This window comes from Photobacterium sp. GJ3 (assembly GCF_018199995.1).
In the GTDB taxonomy this organism is placed as follows: Bacteria; Pseudomonadota; Gammaproteobacteria; order Enterobacterales; family Vibrionaceae; genus Photobacterium.
On sequence record NZ_CP073578.1, the window covers coordinates 2418405 to 2435180 of the forward strand.

At 52.6% G+C, this 16776-nt stretch carries 17 protein-coding genes; 2 read left to right on the top strand and 15 right to left on the bottom strand.

The genetic code is table 11. The features are described from left to right. Positions 1-4: 4 nt before the first annotated feature. From KDD30_RS10965 to ccmA, 3 genes are read right to left on the bottom strand one after another with little or no spacing between them, the layout of a single operon-like run. Positions 5-736, bottom strand: a complete 732-nt coding sequence (locus KDD30_RS10965; RefSeq protein ID WP_211645910.1) for a heme ABC transporter permease — start codon at positions 734-736, stop codon at positions 5-7. Between the two features lie 51 nt (positions 737-787). Then, on the bottom strand, positions 788-1456 hold the full coding sequence (gene ccmB, locus KDD30_RS10970) for a heme exporter protein CcmB (RefSeq protein WP_211645911.1): 669 nt from the start codon (positions 1454-1456) through the stop codon (positions 788-790). A gap of 3 nt (positions 1457-1459) precedes the next feature. After that, positions 1460-2113, bottom strand: a complete 654-nt coding sequence (gene ccmA / locus KDD30_RS10975) for a cytochrome c biogenesis heme-transporting ATPase CcmA (RefSeq protein ID WP_211645912.1) — start codon at positions 2111-2113, stop codon at positions 1460-1462. Between the two features lie 108 nt (positions 2114-2221). On the opposite strand from ccmA, the gene KDD30_RS10980 reads away from it, so the two are divergent. Then, a complete protein-coding gene (locus KDD30_RS10980) occupies positions 2222-3121 on the top strand; it encodes a hypothetical protein (protein WP_211645913.1) in 900 nt (299 codons plus the stop codon). Continuing rightward, entirely contained in the window at positions 3072-3371 is a 300-nt protein-coding gene (locus tag KDD30_RS10985) for an EscU/YscU/HrcU family type III secretion system export apparatus switch protein (RefSeq protein WP_211645914.1), read from the top strand. The genes KDD30_RS10980 and KDD30_RS10985 overlap by 50 nt, the downstream gene beginning before the upstream one ends. Positions 3372-3391: 20 nt before the next feature. Here KDD30_RS10985 and KDD30_RS10990 read toward each other — a convergent pair whose 3' ends face one another. The 12 genes from KDD30_RS10990 to flhA all read right to left on the bottom strand — a co-directional run bounded on the left by KDD30_RS10990 (position 3392) and on the right by flhA (position 16676). Continuing rightward, entirely contained in the window at positions 3392-3823 is a 432-nt protein-coding gene (locus tag KDD30_RS10990) for a DUF2802 domain-containing protein (protein ID WP_211645915.1), read from the bottom strand. Further along, positions 3823-4317: a chemotaxis protein CheW gene (locus tag KDD30_RS10995; protein WP_211645916.1), complete on the bottom strand. Its 495-nt coding sequence runs from the start codon at positions 4315-4317 to the stop codon at positions 3823-3825. The genes KDD30_RS10990 and KDD30_RS10995 overlap by 1 nt, the downstream gene beginning before the upstream one ends. A gap of 22 nt (positions 4318-4339) precedes the next feature. Continuing rightward, on the bottom strand, positions 4340-5944 hold the full coding sequence (locus KDD30_RS24870; protein WP_371826040.1) for a chemotaxis protein CheW: 1605 nt from the start codon (positions 5942-5944) through the stop codon (positions 4340-4342). Continuing rightward, on the bottom strand, positions 5934-6713 hold the full coding sequence (locus KDD30_RS11005; RefSeq protein ID WP_211645917.1) for a ParA family protein: 780 nt from the start codon (positions 6711-6713) through the stop codon (positions 5934-5936). Before KDD30_RS11005 ends, KDD30_RS24870 begins: the two co-directional genes overlap by 11 nt. 9 nt (positions 6714-6722) lie before the next feature. Then, positions 6723-7868, bottom strand: a complete 1146-nt coding sequence (locus tag KDD30_RS11010) for a chemotaxis response regulator protein-glutamate methylesterase (protein WP_211645918.1) — start codon at positions 7866-7868, stop codon at positions 6723-6725. Positions 7869-7934: 66 nt separating this feature from the next. Next, on the bottom strand, positions 7935-10139 hold the full coding sequence (locus KDD30_RS11015) for a chemotaxis protein CheA (RefSeq protein WP_211645919.1): 2205 nt from the start codon (positions 10137-10139) through the stop codon (positions 7935-7937). A 9-nt stretch (positions 10140-10148) separates the two neighbouring features. Next, the gene (locus KDD30_RS11020) at positions 10149-10871 is read right to left on the bottom strand and encodes a protein phosphatase CheZ (protein ID WP_211645920.1); all 723 of its coding nucleotides are present in this window, start codon (positions 10869-10871) and stop codon (positions 10149-10151) included. A 35-nt stretch (positions 10872-10906) separates the two neighbouring features. Next, positions 10907-11278 (bottom strand): chemotaxis response regulator CheY, encoded by a 372-nt coding sequence (gene cheY / locus KDD30_RS11025; RefSeq protein ID WP_211649870.1) that lies wholly within the window; start codon positions 11276-11278, stop codon positions 10907-10909. 57 nt (positions 11279-11335) lie between these two features. Continuing rightward, positions 11336-12061, bottom strand: coding sequence for an RNA polymerase sigma factor FliA (locus tag KDD30_RS11030; RefSeq protein WP_211645921.1), 726 nt, complete (start codon positions 12059-12061; stop codon positions 11336-11338). Continuing rightward, positions 12054-12944: a MinD/ParA family protein gene (locus KDD30_RS11035; protein WP_211645922.1), complete on the bottom strand. Its 891-nt coding sequence runs from the start codon at positions 12942-12944 to the stop codon at positions 12054-12056. The genes KDD30_RS11030 and KDD30_RS11035 overlap by 8 nt, the downstream gene beginning before the upstream one ends. Further along, the gene (gene flhF, locus KDD30_RS11040; protein WP_211645923.1) at positions 12937-14514 is read right to left on the bottom strand and encodes a flagellar biosynthesis protein FlhF; all 1578 of its coding nucleotides are present in this window, start codon (positions 14512-14514) and stop codon (positions 12937-12939) included. Before flhF ends, KDD30_RS11035 begins: the two co-directional genes overlap by 8 nt. 65 nt (positions 14515-14579) lie before the next feature. Beyond that, the gene (flhA, locus tag KDD30_RS11045) at positions 14580-16676 is read right to left on the bottom strand and encodes a flagellar biosynthesis protein FlhA (protein ID WP_211645924.1); all 2097 of its coding nucleotides are present in this window, start codon (positions 16674-16676) and stop codon (positions 14580-14582) included. Positions 16677-16776 lie beyond the last annotated feature (100 nt).

Genomic DNA, 16776 nt, shown 5'->3' on the forward strand with positions numbered 1-16776 from the left:
CACCTCACTGCATCAGTTGGCGAACCCAGGGACGGTGACTTTCCCGGCTCAGAATTTCATTCCGGAGCCGGATCAGCGTCACGGCGCCAAAGAAGCAGGCAAAACCCAGTAAATTCAACAATAATGGCCAAAGCATACGGCTATCAATCGAAGGCTTGGCAAATTTGGTAATGGTTGCGCCCTGGTGCAGGGTATTCCACCACTCAACGGAGTAATGAATGATTGGCAGGTTAATCACGCCCACAATCGCCAAAATTCCGGCTGCTTTTGCCGCCGTTTTCTGATCATCAAAGGCGTTGTAGAGGGCAATCACCCCCAAATAGAGGAAGAGCAGAATCAGTTCAGAGGTCAGTCGCGCATCCCAGACCCACCAGGCACCCCACATGGGTTTCCCCCAAACCGCACCGGTGACCAGCGCGATAAATGTAAAGACAGCGCCAATCGGTGCCATGGCAGCAGCGGCCATATCAGATAAACGAACCTGCCAGACCAGACCGATAAATGCGGCAATGGCCATCCAGAGATAGGCGCCCATCGACCAAATCGCGGCCGGTACGTGCAGGTAAATAATTCGGAAACTGTCGCCCTGCTGATAGTCCGTCGGTGCGAAGGCCAGCCCCCAGATCGTTCCAATCGTCAGGCTGAGAACCGACAACACGGCAAACCATGGCAGCAGCGTACCGCACAAACGGTAGCAGTTTTCGGCTTTAGCGTAGGGATGTAACCACTTCCACATAGTTCTTTACTCTATGATTAATAATAATTCTTTGCTTCCGGTAAGCTCTTTTCAGTTCACACTGACCCGCAATGAAGCAGCAATCGCAAACGGAGCCAGTGTTGCCGAACCAACCAGCATTGCTCCCATCAACGCCAATTGCCCCTGATAACTCATCCCCAGAGATGCAGCTTCAATCGCAGACGTTGCGAAGATTAGCACAGGAATAAACAGCGGTAAGATGAGCAAACTCAATAATACGCCACCTTTGCGCAATCCTACCGTGAGTGCAACCCCAATGGCGCCCAGAAAACTTAAGGTCGGTGTACCGATCAATAACGTCAGGACCACAGCCAGCCAGGTTGACCAGTCCAGCGACAGCAAAATCGCCAGTAACGGGCTCACCAACAGAAGTGGCAAGCCGGTCAGCAACCAGTGGGCGATGACCTTCGCCAGTGCCAGTACAGATAAAGGCGCAGGCATCAGCATCATCTGTTCAAGCGAACCATCCATGAAGTCATCCCGGAATAAACGCTCCAGAGATAACAGCGCGGCCAGTAAGGCTGCAACCCAGATAATACCAGGGGCAATCCGTGCCAGCAGATTGGGTTCTGGCCCAATCCCTAACGGAAAGAGCGTAATGACAATCAAGAAAAACCACAGCGGGTTCAATACATCAGCCTGACGGCGAAATGCAATCAGCAACTCGCGCCGGATGACCTGAAACATCGAATACAACATTGGCTACGCCTGCCCCAAACTCACTTTGCGCAGACGGTCCTGCGAAGAAAACATATCCTGATGCGTGGTCAGCAACACAATCCCGCCTCGTTCAGCGTGAGAGACAAACAAGCGCTCCAGGACTTTCACCCCTTGTTTATCAATCGCTGTCAGCGGTTCATCCAGAATCCATAACGGATGATTACTCAGCCATAAACGAGCCAGTGCGACACGCCGCTGCTGACCAGCAGACAACTGTCCGGCTGGCACATCTTCCCGCCCTGCCAGACCGACATGCGCCAGCGCCTGCCAGATGGCATCCTCACCGTGCACTTTAGCCTGACCTGACAAGGCATCGTTGTGATCCAGCTCATGCATTGCCTGAAAAAAAGCCAGATTTTCATAAGCCGTTAATTCGCGCTTCACCCCAGTTTGATGACCCAAAAACAACATCTGGCGATGATAGACTTCACGGACATGCGCTATCTTGTTATCGTGCCAGTAAACGTTGCCATCATCAGGCTGTCCCAGTCCGGCGATAATGCGAAGCAAAGTGGTTTTACCGGCACCGTTACGGCCTTCAATCTGAACCAGTTCGCCAGAAGAGACAGAGAATTGGAGGTCATCGAACAACACGCGTTCATCACGGGTACAGCTCAATCCGTTCACTGACAACATAGTGATGAGTCATCCTGAATGAGTTAAATCATCCCCGGATAATACCACAGCGTCGAAGATCTTTGTTAGTTTCAGGCTGTTATCTATCCCCGAGCAAGGTAAGTAAATGTGACCTCGATATCTCAAACATCAGCTTATCAGGCAGCCATGAATCAATCGTCCCGGACGAATGAATCCAAGGCCACTGGCAGCGTCGCAACACCGACTCAGACAACACAGCCAGGTGCGACTTTATTCCAATCCGGCAACCAGATCAGCCAACTTTCACACTTGCTAACACAACTTCATGTGTTGCAACGATTATTCGCCAATCTTCCATCCGCGCTCAGTGCGCAGGGTTCCCCGATCGCTCAATGGCTGACACAATTGGTGCTCCCCCAAACCCCGGCAGACATTGCCCGGTGGTTACAGCAGGGTGCGGGTCGGGAAAGCCTGAAGGCGCTGGTCACTCAGTTGTCTCAGCCGGACAGCCCGCTCGCTAAACTGCTGGCCAGCCTGCCAGAGGCTACGCAAAATGAACTGAAGGCATTGATTCGGATCGCTGCAGAACAACGCATTGCCGGGCAACCTGTCAGTCGCGACGAGAATACCCCCTTTATTTTGCATCTGCCGCAGGCAAACGGGCGGGAGTTTCGTCTCAGTGTGCAATCCAGAACGGCCAAATCCGGTTCAGGGAGAAAACCACACAGCCGAAGTTGGGTGATCAAACTGGAACTGCCCGTCGCAGAGCATGACAGCCTGCTGGCGACAGCCGTCTGGCAGGATGAAAAGCTCAACCTTAGTTTCGACAGCGCCCAACCAGAGATTCTGAAACAAGCGGAAGTCTTAACGCCACAGCTCACCCGTCGCCTCAAGCAGTTAGACATTGCATGTGAATCCGTGACCTATCGACACGCACCAGCCACCGCAGACGCACCGGATCTGGTCATGGCCCGCAACATGGCATCAGGATCAGTGTATGAACAAACCACAAACCAGCGCGATTGCACTCAGCTACGACGGCTATGAAACGCCTTATGTTTCCGCCAAAGGTTATGACGACTGGGCCAGAGAAATCATTGCTCAGGTTAAGGTACAAGGCGGGTTGATTCATCAGGATCCGGCTTTAGCCGACTATCTGAATCAACTGGAGGAAGGGGACAACATTCCACCGGCACTTTTTGTGATTGTTGCCGAGTTGATTGCTTTTTCATGGGTGCTGAACGGAAAAACCCCACCCGGATGGGAGGGGTATCAACCTGTGAATGAAACCGTGTGAGGCAGGCGTGCGGAGAATAATCAGCGACGGCGCTTACTCATGCGCTGTTGCAAACGCAAGAGCAATTCAGCTTCCGCTTTCGGTAAATCGCACTCTTCCATCAGTTCATTGACATCAGCGCCGAGCTCGACCATTTTACTGGCCCGGCTATACAGGCGCCCTTCTGGGTCCTGCATCGATATTTCGCCCTGACGTTCCGACAATTCATCCTGCTGACGGGACAAATCAGCCATTTTGTTACTCATGGCAATCGCACCGGCACGCAGTTCATGAAACTGTTTGGTTAAACTTTCCTGCTGCTGTCTGGCCGTTTTCAGTAACAGTTCAGCCGCTTCGAACTTCGCTTCCAAAGCTTTTCGTGCACGACGTTCACGGCGAACCAGCACCACAGCCAACAGCACCGCCAGTCCAGAAACAACCAGCGGTAGCCATTCGAACAACATACCTGGCATCAGAGGTACGCCATCTCTTCCCATTCTTCATCAGACAGGAGTTTGTTCAGATCGACCAGGATCAGCAGCTGATTATCACGGTTGCTTACGCCCTGAATAAACTTGGCACTTTCGTCCGTGCCAACACTTGGCGTGCTGTCAATTTCAGAACTACGCAGATAAACCACTTCTGCCACGCTGTCGACCAGAATACCAATCACCTGCTTTTCAGCTTCAATGATCACGATGCGGGTATTGTCGGAAATATCACCCGGCGTCAGACCGAAACGGGCACGTGTATCAATCACGGTCACCACGTTTCCACGCAGGTTGATAATTCCCAGAACATAATCCGGTGCACCCGGAACCGGTGCAATCTCGGTATAACGCAGCACTTCACGGACCTGCATTACATTAATCCCGTAGGTTTCTTCTTCCAGCTGGAAAGTGACCCACTGCAATACCTGGTCGTTACTGTCTTCTTTTTGAATTTCGGCAACACTTACCTGCGACATGTTGTATCCTCTCCGGCCATCGTCACACAATACTGTTCACATCTAAACCCGCTTTCAGCATGGAAATGAGTTCGTTGACATGAATTAAAGCACACATTTTCTCTTTCACCATACCCGCCAGCCAAGGCCGTTTACCTGCCTTCTCCCGCCAGCGAACATTCTGTTTTGTCAGGGTTTCTGTTCCGTGAAGTTGATCACAGGCCAGTCCCCATTTACTTTCACCCAGCATAACCACGTAGCGATAGTTTTCTCTGTGATCATCGCTGTGAATCGATTCAGGCATGACCCACCGGGCTGTATCAACAACATCCAGTTGACGCTTCTGCTCGGACTGCAAGCCAAGATACCAATCCGGGCGCCCAATCAGGTGGCTTAATTCCCCTAACTGATGAATCCCGCCCAGTTCCGTGAGCGGCACGGCAAAGGTCACCCCGTTGACGGCAAAAAATAATGCCTGAAACTCAGAGAGCTCGCTGGATGCCGGTAACACCCAGGATGGCGGCGGTGGTTCAGCCGACACCGTTTGGTTCGATTCAGCAACCGTCGTCTCCGGCACCGCACCTTTAAGCATGTCGTCATCCGGCGCAGAGGCAAGAATTTCCATCTCAGGCTGAGAGCTCGTTTCCAGAACCGGTGCTTCCGCAATATCCTGAATAGGTTCCTGAACAAGTTCCTGGACAGGTTCCAGCGCTGTTGAAGTGCTCTCCTCCGGCTCGGGCATCTCAGGCGCTGCAGCAATCTGCGGCAAATGCTGCATCAGGCGAAAGTCATCTTCCGGTTCTGCAAACGGGGCAAGCTGCGGTTCTGAAATATCCAGAACTGCGGTTTCAGCCAGAGGCAGACTGTACACCGCATCCTCCTGAACGCGATCGCCTTCTGATCCCTGATCCTCAAACCAGCCCGGTGCATCGAGTCCCGTTTCGACTGACGCTTCTGTTTCCTCAGACAAAGCCGCCAGTTGATGCAGCTCTGCCACACAAGCTTCACTTTCAGAAACCACCTGATCCTGCATCGCCGACATCTGATCCAGCAGCCGCTGCAACTGCGCCATATCCGATTTGCTGCGCGGGGCAGTGAACCGGACTTCCGGTACCCGGAGTTCAGGTTCCTCCGGCTGGCTGGTCGTCAACACCGATTGAGATTGCGGCACCGGTGTCGCCATCGCCCGCAGTGACGGCGGCCCGCCATCAAAATCATACCGCTCATCATCATGAGCAGATTCATCCAGCTGATTGAAATCAAATGGCTGATGGCTGCTGACGGGCGGACTTTCCAGTGCATCTCCACGCAAGACGGATGCATCAAGTGACGGTTCCGAAATCGATTCCGAAATCGATTCCTGGTTTGCTTCCGATACCGGGACTAAGTTCAGGTCCGGGGCCAATTCTGGAATCAGTTCTGGTATCAGTTCTGGTATCAGTTCTGGAATCAGTTCTGGTATCAGTTCTGGAATCAGTTCTGGTTCTGACTCGGGCTCCGGGACAAGTGTCTCCGTCAGCGCTGCGACATTTTGCTCTGCCTGTTCGTCTGCCGCCAAGACGTCTTCAGGCTGCTGGGAATCATCCAGCAGCCCGAAAAAATAATCATCGAGTGCCTGTTCGCTGGACAGCTTAAAGTTATCGCTCATCTTGACGAAGCCGCTCCAGATAATTCAGTAAGGTTTTATAGGCATAAACACCCCGCGATCCCCGGGCATATAACGACGGCGGCATATGTTTGATACTGGCATCCCGGAATTTAGTATCAATCGGAACGGCTGATGCCCAAACCTGATTGGGGTACCGCACTTTCAGCTCTTGCAGCGTCTCCAGCGACGCACGGGTTCGCTTATCGTACATGGTCGGCACGATAGTCACTTTAAATTCAGTCGGCCGGGATTTTTGCATGATTTGCAATGTCCGCATCATGCGCTCCAGACCTTTCATCGCCAGAAACTCCGTCTGAACCGGAATCAGGATGCGCTCACTGGCCGCCAGTGCATTCACCATCATCACGCCAAGAATCGGCGGACAATCGATCAGCACATAATCATATTCTTCGCTGAGACAGTGCAGTGCCTTTTTCAGAATCAGACCCATCCCACTGCGCGTGCCCATCACGCGATCCAAGGTCGCCAGCGACATATGCGCTGGCAGCAAATGGATATTTTTATAACGGGTTTCCAGCAATAACGGCTTCACGGTATCGCGATTGATGGTCGATAACTGGAATAAATCAAACAGACTGGCATCCAGACGATCAGCATCGAAATTAAAATAAGTGGTCAGCGATGAATGCGGGTCCGTATCCACCAGCAATACGCGTTTATTGCGCTCACTTAACAGGCCAGCCAGACTCACCGTTGTTGTGGTTTTACCCACACCACCCTTCTGGTTGGCGATACTCCAGACTACCACGACCGCTCCTTAGGCTAAGCCAACCTCGATCAGAATGCGTTCTGCAATCCGATCCAAGGGTAAATCCTCAGAGGAAATCCCCGCTTTGGCCACTGCCTGCGGCATTCCGTAAACCACGCAGCTTTCTTCATCCTGCGCCCAGATGGTTGATCCGGCAGATTTAAGCATGCGGGAACCATCGCGACCATCAGCTCCCATGCCCGTCAGAATCATCGACAAGACTTTGTCATGGAAAACCTTTGCCGCCGACCCGAAAGTCACATCCACGCAGGGCTTATAATTCATGCGATCACCGCCATCGATGATACGCAAACGGCTGTTCCCGGGGCGACCTTCTACCATCATTTGCTTTCCGCCCGGTGCCAGATAGGCCGTCCCCGGACGCAAAACATCGCCATCTTCCGCTTCTTTCACGCTGATTTTACAAAGATTATTCAGACGTGCGGCAAACGCAGCCGTAAAAGTCGCTGGCATATGCTGGACCAGTACAATCGGATAAGGGAAATTTGCCGGCAACTGAGTCAGAATCTTTTGCAACGCGACCGGCCCACCGGTCGATGTGCCAATGGCCATCAGCTGATAGGTTTTCCCCGATGATTTAAACCGGGCTGACACCGATGAACGGACCGGTGCAGGTCGTGTTGGTGCAGGGGTCGCCGTACTGGCCTGCGTCCGGGTTGACGCAGCCGTACTCAGCGGACGGCTGGCAGTCGCCACAGGCGTGCTGGCCGGACGGGCTGGCGCACGCATAAACAGACGTTTGCGCCCCAGTTCACCGACACGTTTTTGCAGTAAAGCCACCGCCTCATCTTTATTTCGGGCGATGTCTTCAAATTTCTTGGGCAGAAAATCAAGTGCCCCGGCATCAAGCGCATCCAGCGTTGCTCTGGCGCCCTCATGCGTCAGTGACGAAAACATCAGGATCGGTGTCGGATTCACCTTCATAATTTCACGAACGGCCGTGATGCCATCCATCACCGGCATTTCGATATCCATGGTGATGACATCAGGTTTCAGTGTCCGCACTTTTTCTACAGCGTCTTTACCATTCACTGCATCGCCAATCACTTCAAGACGCGGATCCGCATTAATTATTTCACTCACCCGGCGGCGGAAAAAACTGGAATCGTCCACCACCAAAACTTTTACAGCCATGTTTTTATATTCCGTAAGCAATCAGGCCTGAATGCGTACAGGGGCCGAAACCCCTGACGGTTGTTATTATCGACGGCCTGCGTAATGTTTCAGTAAGTTCGGCACATCCAGAATCAGGGCAATATGACCATCACTGGTAATCGTAGCCCCTGCCATACCCGGCGTACCTTGCAGCAGTTCATCCAGCGGTTTAATCACCACCTCTTCCTGGCCAATCAGGGTATCTACCACAAAGCCCATTCGCTGATGACCAATCTGAACGATCACCACATGACCCAATTGACGATCACGTTTTGCAATATGGTGACCAGACAACCAGTCCTGTAAGTAGAACAGCGGAATCGCTTTATCACGCACAATAATCGTTAATTGCCCGTCAACGACGTTGGTCTTCCCTAAATCCAGGTGGAAGATTTCATTCACGCTTGCCAGCGGCAAGGCAAATGGCTGTTCGCCCACCCCCACCATCAGCGTTGGCAGAATCGCCAGCGTCAGTGGGACTTTAATGTCAATTCGCGTGCCTTTACCCAGTTCAGAATCGATATGAATCGACCCATTGAGCTGGCTGATCGCTGTTTTTACAACGTCCATTCCAACACCACGACCGGAAATGTCTGAAATTTCTTTCTTGGTCGAGAAGCCCGGTGCAAAGATCAGGTTATAACATTCGTTATCAGACAAACGCGCCGCAGCATCAGCATCCATCACGCCGCGATCTACCGCGATCTGACGCAAACGGTCCGGATCCATACCGCCCCCATCATCTTCGATGGTGAGCAGGATATGATCCCCTTCCTGAGCCGCTGAAAGCAGCACCGTACCAATCCGCGACTTGCCGGCTTTTTCACGAACATCCGGCATTTCGATCCCGTGATCGACCGAGTTACGCACCAGGTGGACCAGTGGATCCGCCAGCGCTTCAACCAGATTCTTGTCGAGATCCGTTTCTTCGCCACGCATTTCAAGCACGATTTCTTTCTTCAGACTCCGTGCCAGATCGCGAACAACGCGCGGGAATCGTCCGAAGACTTTCTTAATCGGTTGCATGCGGGTTTTCATCACCGCGCCCTGGAGATCAGCTGTGACCACATCCAGGTTTGCCACCGCTTTCGACATTTCTTCGTCGTTGCTGTTCTGGCCCAAACTGATCAGGCGGTTTCTGACCAGAACCAGTTCGCCCACCATGTTCATGATGGTGTCCAGCGTTGAGGTATCCACCCGAACGGTTGCTTCAGCCTGCGGCTTCCCCTTCTCTTTCAGACCCGTTGCTTTGCGTTCAGCGACGGGCTGAGTTTTTTCCGCAGCAGGCGGTGGTGTCACCGGCTGAGCCTGAGATGCTGTCGCTTTCGGTGCTAGCGCTGAAGCTGGCTTGGTTGCCATTGCCAGCTCTTCATCGGATGGCCCTTTTCCGGCACCATGTAAATCATCCAGCAGACGTTCGAATTCATCGTCTGTCATTAAGGCGCTGTCTTCTTCCCCAGCAGATGCCGGGGTCTGGGCTGCAGGAGCTGCCATCGCAGGAGAAGCCATTGCAGCTGCTTGCTCTTCTTTACCTGGTGCCTGACCGACACCGTGCAACTCATCCAGCAGACGCTCAAATTCGTCATCGGTAATATCACCGCTGTCGATTTCAGTCGACACGGGCTGCGTTGCTGCTTTCGTTTCAGTTGGCTGTCCCGTCGGACCCGATCCACTGCCATGCAGTTCATCCAGCAAACGTTCAAATTCGTCCTGGGTAATTTCATCCACCGAACCACCGGCAATCGCAGACTGTGCAGGATCAGAAGGCGCAGACGTCACCGGTGCAACGGGCTCAGGGACCTGAACAGGCTCCTGAACAGGTTCCAGTTCAGCCATGGCCGCAGCCAGTTCTTCCGCGCCCGGTGGCTGGCTGTAATAATGCAGTGCATCCAGCAGCGTCTGCTCGGCAGGATCAATCGGATCCCTGTCCTGAAGCTGCACAAACATCGTATTGATGGTATCCAGTGCCTGCAGAATCACATCCATCAGATCAGATGTGACGGTACGCTTACCCGTTCGCAGCAAGTCGAAAATATTTTCTGCGCCATGGCAGGCATCGACAAGTGGCGTGACCGCCAAAAATCCGGCGCCACCTTTTACGGTATGAAAACCACGGAAAATAGCATTCAGCAGATCGGTATCATCCGGGCGGCGTTCAAGGTCGACCAGCTGTTCAGAGAGTAACTCGAGAATTTCCCCGGCTTCGATTAAAAAGTCCTGCAGGATGTCTTCGTCTAAATCAAAGCTCATAAGCTTCCCCTAAAATCCAAGGCTTGATAGCAAATCATCAACATCATCCTGCGTGTTCATCACATCAGTACGCCCGGCACTGTTGATGATTGGCCCTTCCGGAGAGAGTGTTTTCTCTTTTTGATTCGCAACGACTGTGCTTTCACTCTGTTCGATTCCGGCAGCTTTCAGAATTTCAACCAGTTGATGTTCCACTTCATGCACCAGCTCAATCACCCGACGAATCACCTGACCGGTCAGATCCTGAAAGTCTTGAGCCATCAGAATTTCAGTCAGATGATGGTGCAGTTGTTCACTGTCACCTTCAATCTGATTCAGCAGCGCATCAATATCGTGGCAAAGTTGTTTAAATTCTCCCAGCGCGATGTCGCCTTTCATCAAACGCTGCCACTCTGGTTTCACTTGTAACAGGCGCTCCCGAAGTAAATCTGCGATTGGCAGAGTCCCTTCAACAGCATCCATCGTCTTATTGGCAGCTTCTTCTGTTTTGTCAATTACATAGGTCAGTCGACCCCGTGCATCCGGGATATCCGTCGTTGCCAGATCGGCAATCCGTGGATCCAGGCGGAATTTCTGAAGAGAATCATGTAACTGACGGGTGAGTTTCCCCACTTCGAGATACATCGGATCCCTGCTATCCGACACCAGGCTTCGAAACAGCTCATTGGCCTCTGCCTGCTGGTTATCCTCCAGCAGGCTCACCAACTGTCTCGCCTGTTCAAGTGAAATCATATGTGTCTACCCTAATTCGCGTCAGACTGACGTCATCACTGCATCCGTTCGAAAATCTTATCCAGTTTTTCTTTCAAGGTTGCAGCTGTAAACGGCTTCACGATGTAGCCATTCACACCAGCCTGTGCTGCTTCAATGATCTGCTCACGCTTGGCTTCTGCAGTAATCATCAACACAGGGAGATGTTTCAGGTTGGCATCAGCACGGATTTGCTTCAGCAGGTCGATCCCTTGCATGCCAGGCATGTTCCAGTCGGTGACCACGAAGTCAAAGTCGCCTTTTTTCAACATGGGTAACGCAGTCAATCCATCATCTGCTTCTTGGGTGTTGTTAAAGCCCAGGTCACGCAGCAAGTTCTTGACGATACGACGCATTGTTGAAAAGTCGTCAACAATGAGGATTTTCATATTTTTATTCAAAGTTGCCTCCACTGAGGTCACAGTGTTTTCTTCTAAATCGTGTGTTTATGAAACAGTCCAAGCAGAGAGTTTGGACCGCAAACGTTGCATTGCCTGACTGTGAATCTGGCAAATACGGGATTCACTGACACCTAAAACGGCACCAATTTCTTTGAGGTTAAGTTCCTCGTCGTAATACAACGACAACACCAGTGCTTCCCTTTCTGGCAAAGTGCGGATCGCGCCAGCAAGTGCGTGGCGAAAGTTGCCATCCGCAACATCTTGAAAAGGCATGTTTTCTGTCATTGAATCTTCGGTCGCAACCGCATCTTCAGACACACCGAGGTCATCCATACCCACTAGGCGACCACAATTAACATCATTTAATGCCTGATGGTACTGTTCCAGTGTCATTTCGAGATATTCAGCAATTTCCTGATCGTTCGGATCACGGCCCAAGCCATGCTCCAATTGGGAAATTGCCTCGGAAATACGACGGCTGTTCTTATAGACAGAACGGGGAACCCAGTCGCCACGCCGGATATCATCCAGCATGGCGCCTCGAATACGAATACCGGCAAAGGTTTCAAAACTGGCCCCTTTACTGGGGTCATAATTCTGTTGTGCTTCGAGCAAACCAATCATGCCAGCCTGAATCAGGTCTTCCAGCTGTACGCTGGGCGGTAACCGAGCCATCAGGTGATGCGCAATCCGCTTCACCAATGACGAGTACCTCTCCACAAAAGCATGGGGTGATTCCTGATATCGGCCGTATGTTAGTGCTTTATTCACCCAGAGGTACCTCTTCAGGTGTTGTTGGTTTAACGAGTAACTTCTCGACGAAAAACTCCAGATGTCCGGCCGGATTGTTTGGCACAGGCCAGGTCAGCGCTTTATTGGCAAGCGTACTCAGCGCCAGTGCAGCCGGACTCCGCGGAAATGCTTCCACAACCACCTTCTGACGTTTTATTGACTGCCGGACCCGGTCATCCAGAGGAATACAGGCAACCAGTTCAAGATTGGCCTGCAAAAAACGCTCTGTCACACGGGTAAGCTTGGCGAAGAGTTCACGCCCTTCGCGGTAGCTGCGCACCATGTTGGCAACAATCTTGAACCGCTGTACATGATACTCTCTGTTCAGGATTTTGATGAGTGCGTAAGCGTCAGTTATTGAGGTTGGTTCATCACAAACTACAACTAGTACATCCTGTGCAGCTCCGGCAAAACTCAGTACCATATCTGAGATCCCGGCGGCAGTATCGACCAACAGCACGTCAATTTCATCTTCGAGCGTCGCAAATGCCCGGATCAGGCCAACATGCTGCGCACTGCTCAGCTCGGCCATGTTCTGTGTCCCGGATGACGCAGGAATAATCTTCACGCCATACGGACCTTCAATAATGATGTCCTGCAAATCGCACACACCAGCCAGCACATGAGACAGATTGCGACCCGCCCGCAGACCCAGCATTACATCCACATTAGCCAGACCCAGATCAGCATCCAGAACCATGACGCGTTTTCCCTGGCGACCCATTGCGATTGCCATATTCAGCGTAATGTTGGTTTTTCCGACACCACCTTTACCGCCGCTGACCGTGATCACTTTGGTTGAAGCCAATTTTGTCATGCGGCGCAGGCCGCTCGCTTGATCGTGCATCGTATTCTCAATCATAAAAATCCGCCCCCTGGTTCTCTGCGCTCTCGCTGCTCCAGAAGTGAGGCTGCTGGCCCACATCATTTTCCAGCAGCTCATTGGCACGATTCACCAGAAAGCGGCCTGTCGCGACTTTGATATCTTCCGGGACACGCTGTCCATCGGCCAGATAGGCAATCGGTAAAGCACTTTCCAGTGTCACACTGATCACTTCACCAAGGCTGAGCGTTTCATCCAGCTTGGTCAGTACACAACCCGACAACGGGATGCGACGGAAATGTTCAATGGTTTCATGCAGTACCCGACGCTGAGAGGTTGCCGGGAGTACCAGAAAACTACGGATATGTGAGCCACTATTCTGCATCAGGGTATCAAGCTGCTCCTGAAGACGCAGATCCCTTTGCCCCATTCCTGCAGTATCCAGCAGGACCAGACGGCGATGCCGTAACTGATGAAGTATATCGGCAAGCTCTTCGGCATCTTTAGCGACTCTGACCGGACAGCCCAGAATTCGACCATAAGTGGCCAATTGTTCATGCGCACCAATCCGGTAGGTATCCGTGGTCACCAGGGCGATTTGATCCGGGCCGAAGTCCATCGCGGCTCTGGCCGCCAGCTTGGCAATGGTGGTGGTTTTCCCCACCCCGGTCGGGCCCAGCAGGGCGACAACACCGCCCGTTTCAAGGATACAGTCATCGGTGGTGATGATTTGATCAGATAATAATTGCAATAAGGATGACCAGGCCTGATGGGGCGCGACATCCTCAGGAATATAGCAAGCAAGCTGATCCGCCAGTTCGGCAGACAGCCCCATTTTTTCCAGACGTTTGATCATCATGGCGCGCATCGGTTCACGACGCTCGACTTCCTGCCACATCAGCCCGGACAGCTGGTGCTCCAACAACCGGCGAATAGAGGCCATCTCTGTCCGCATGGCGTCCAGTTCGTCGTCCCGGCGGGATGAATTCGATTCATAACGACTGGGATCAAGACGGTTCTGCTGAGGTTTGCTGCCCGCACTTTGATTGAGTAACTGGGCCAGGCGGCTGCCCGGCCGGTTCTCGCTCTCTGCGTCCGTATTTTGACGGTAGCCATCATAACCATTGCGCTGAGGCTGACGTCCCGCTGCACCATATGGATGCTGCGCCTGACGGCGGTCGCCTTCATGGCCTTGCTTGTCTGCACCGTTTCGCGCAGCAAAGTCATACCCTTGACGCTCACCGGATTGCGACTGCTGATGCTTCGACTGTCGCTGAAGCAACGCCGATAAAGAATCGACTTCTGTTTCCGGTTCCTGCGAATAGTTCTGCAGCACTTTGGCAAAGCGACCGCCGTTGGCAGACTGCTGTAACTGCACTTTGTCATCCGCAAGCTTGCGACGGGCCTGACCAAAGCGTTCAGCCAAAGCATCACGGGCAGGATGAGACGGCGGTGGTGATTCCGGCGCATCGTTATCCACGGCTGCGACGATTTCGACCCCGCCGGTCACTTTTTTATTGGACATGATCACCGCATTTGCGCCGAGCTGTTCCTTCACTTCACTCAGTGCGGTTCGCATGTCCTTGGCAAAAAATCGTTTTATTTTCAATTCTGTCTTCCCATCCGGTGACGGATTACCTGCGCGTTACGAACAGCCCGGTCGGCCGATGACACCTAGTTACCCACTGCATTGACGATACGGATTTGCTTCTCATCCGGAATTTCCTGATATGAAAGCACCCGCAGCGTCGGGATGGTGTTCTTCACAAATTTCGCCAGCGTTCCTCGCAGTACCCCTGAGGTCAGCAGGACTGCAGGCTCACCTTTTAATTCTTGTTTGTGGGTGGCTTCCGTCAGCGACTGCTGCAGACGTTCAGCCAACCCGGGTTCAATGCCGGAGGATTCACCTCCGCTTGACTGCATAGTCTTATGCAATATTTGTTCCAACTCTGGAACAAGGGTGATCACCGGAAGTTCTGGCTCTATACCATTGATTTCCTGAACAATCAGGCGCTTCAGACCAATTCGGGCTGCCGCAGTCAAAATGTCAGGATCTTGACTCTTCCCGGAATATTCGGACAAAGTCTGAACAATGGTTCGGATATCTCGAATCGGCACACCTTCATGCAGCAGGTTTTGCAAGACTTTCACCACAGCGCCCAATGGCAGTTGATCCGGCACAAATCCGTCGACCAGTTTCGGGGTCAGTTGCCCCAGCACTTCCAGCAGGTTCTGCACTTCTTCGTGGCCCAGCAGCTGAGAAGCATTGTTGACCAGAATCTGGCTCAGGTGGGTTGCCAGCACCGTCGCAGCATCAACCACCGTGTATCCCAGCGCCTGCGCGTGCTCACGCTGAGATTCCAGAATCCAGATCGCTTCCAGCCCGAACGCAGGGTCTGTCGTTCTTTCCCCTTCCAGGCTGCCAAAAACCTGTCCCGGATTAATCGCCAGTTCCATATCCGGATGAATATTGGACTCGCCATTGTTCACGCCCATCAGGCTGATCCGGTAAGTGTTGGGGGGCAATTCCAGATTATCGCGGATATGAACCGGTGGGATGAGGAAGCCAAAGTCCTGCGACAATTTCTTACGCACCCCTTTCACCCGCTCCAGCAATTCCCCGCCCTGCTCTTTATCCACCATGGGGATGAGGCGATAACCCACTTCCAGACTGATAGTATCCATTGGCTGGACGTCATCCCAGGACAACTCTTTCTTGGGTGGCTTACTGTCGATTTCTTCCAGTGGTGCCGCTTCAGCCAGCGCTTTCTGCTGTTGCTGCTTCTTCACCCGCCAGTAGGCAAGACAGCCGATGATCAGTGCCAGCAGCAGGAAAGGAATATGCGGCATCCCGGGGACAATGCCCATCACGAAGAGGATCCCGCCTGTGATGATCAGCGCCTGCGGGTTATTGAACATCTGGAACATCATTTGCTGTCCCATGTCCTCGTCGGTATTTTGACGGGTTACCATCATGGCAGCGCCAATTGACAGCAGCAGTGACGGAATCTGCGCAACCAGACCATCACCAATGGTCAGCAGGCTGTAGATTTCAATCGCATCACCGAAGGTCAGACCGTGCTGGCCCATGCCAATCACCAGACCGCCAATGATATTGATAAACAGGATCAGAATGCCGGCAATGGCATCCCCTTTCACAAATTTAGATGCACCATCCATCGAACCATAGAAGTCTGCTTCTTTGGTGACTTCACTCCGCCGCGTGCGCGCCTGCTCCTGATCAATCAGGCCTGCATTGAGATCGGCGTCGATGGCCATTTGTTTGCCGGGTAAAGCATCCAGCGTAAAGCGGGCACTAACTTCTGAAATCCGGCCTGCACCTTTAGTAACAACCATGAAGTTGATGATCATCAGAATCAGGAAGACCACCAGACCGACGGCATAGTTACCGCCAATTACCACAGAGCCAAATGCATCAATCACCTGACCGGCTGCTGAAGGCCCTTCATGACCATTCAGCAGCACCACCCGGGTGGAAGCCACGTTCAGTGCCAGCCGCAACAACGTGGCAATCAGCAGTACCGTTGGGAATGCGGCAAAGTCCAGCGGACGGCGGGTATACACTGTCACCAGCAACACCACCATCGCCAGCGCAATGTTAAAGGAGAACGCCATGTCCAGCAGCAACGGCGGCATGGGTAACACCACCATGGCCAAGGTTGCCAGAACCATGATCGGGGCCCCGATTGCCGGTAGAGACTGCAATCGATGGAGAGGCAATTTATCTGAAAAAGGTATCGACAGCTTCATGCATTCTTACTGGGTTGGAAAGTGAGTTACGTCAGACGAACTGAACGCGCTTAAGCTTCGCATAAAGCAAATTTTATACCGCCTTCGAAAGTCAATTTTT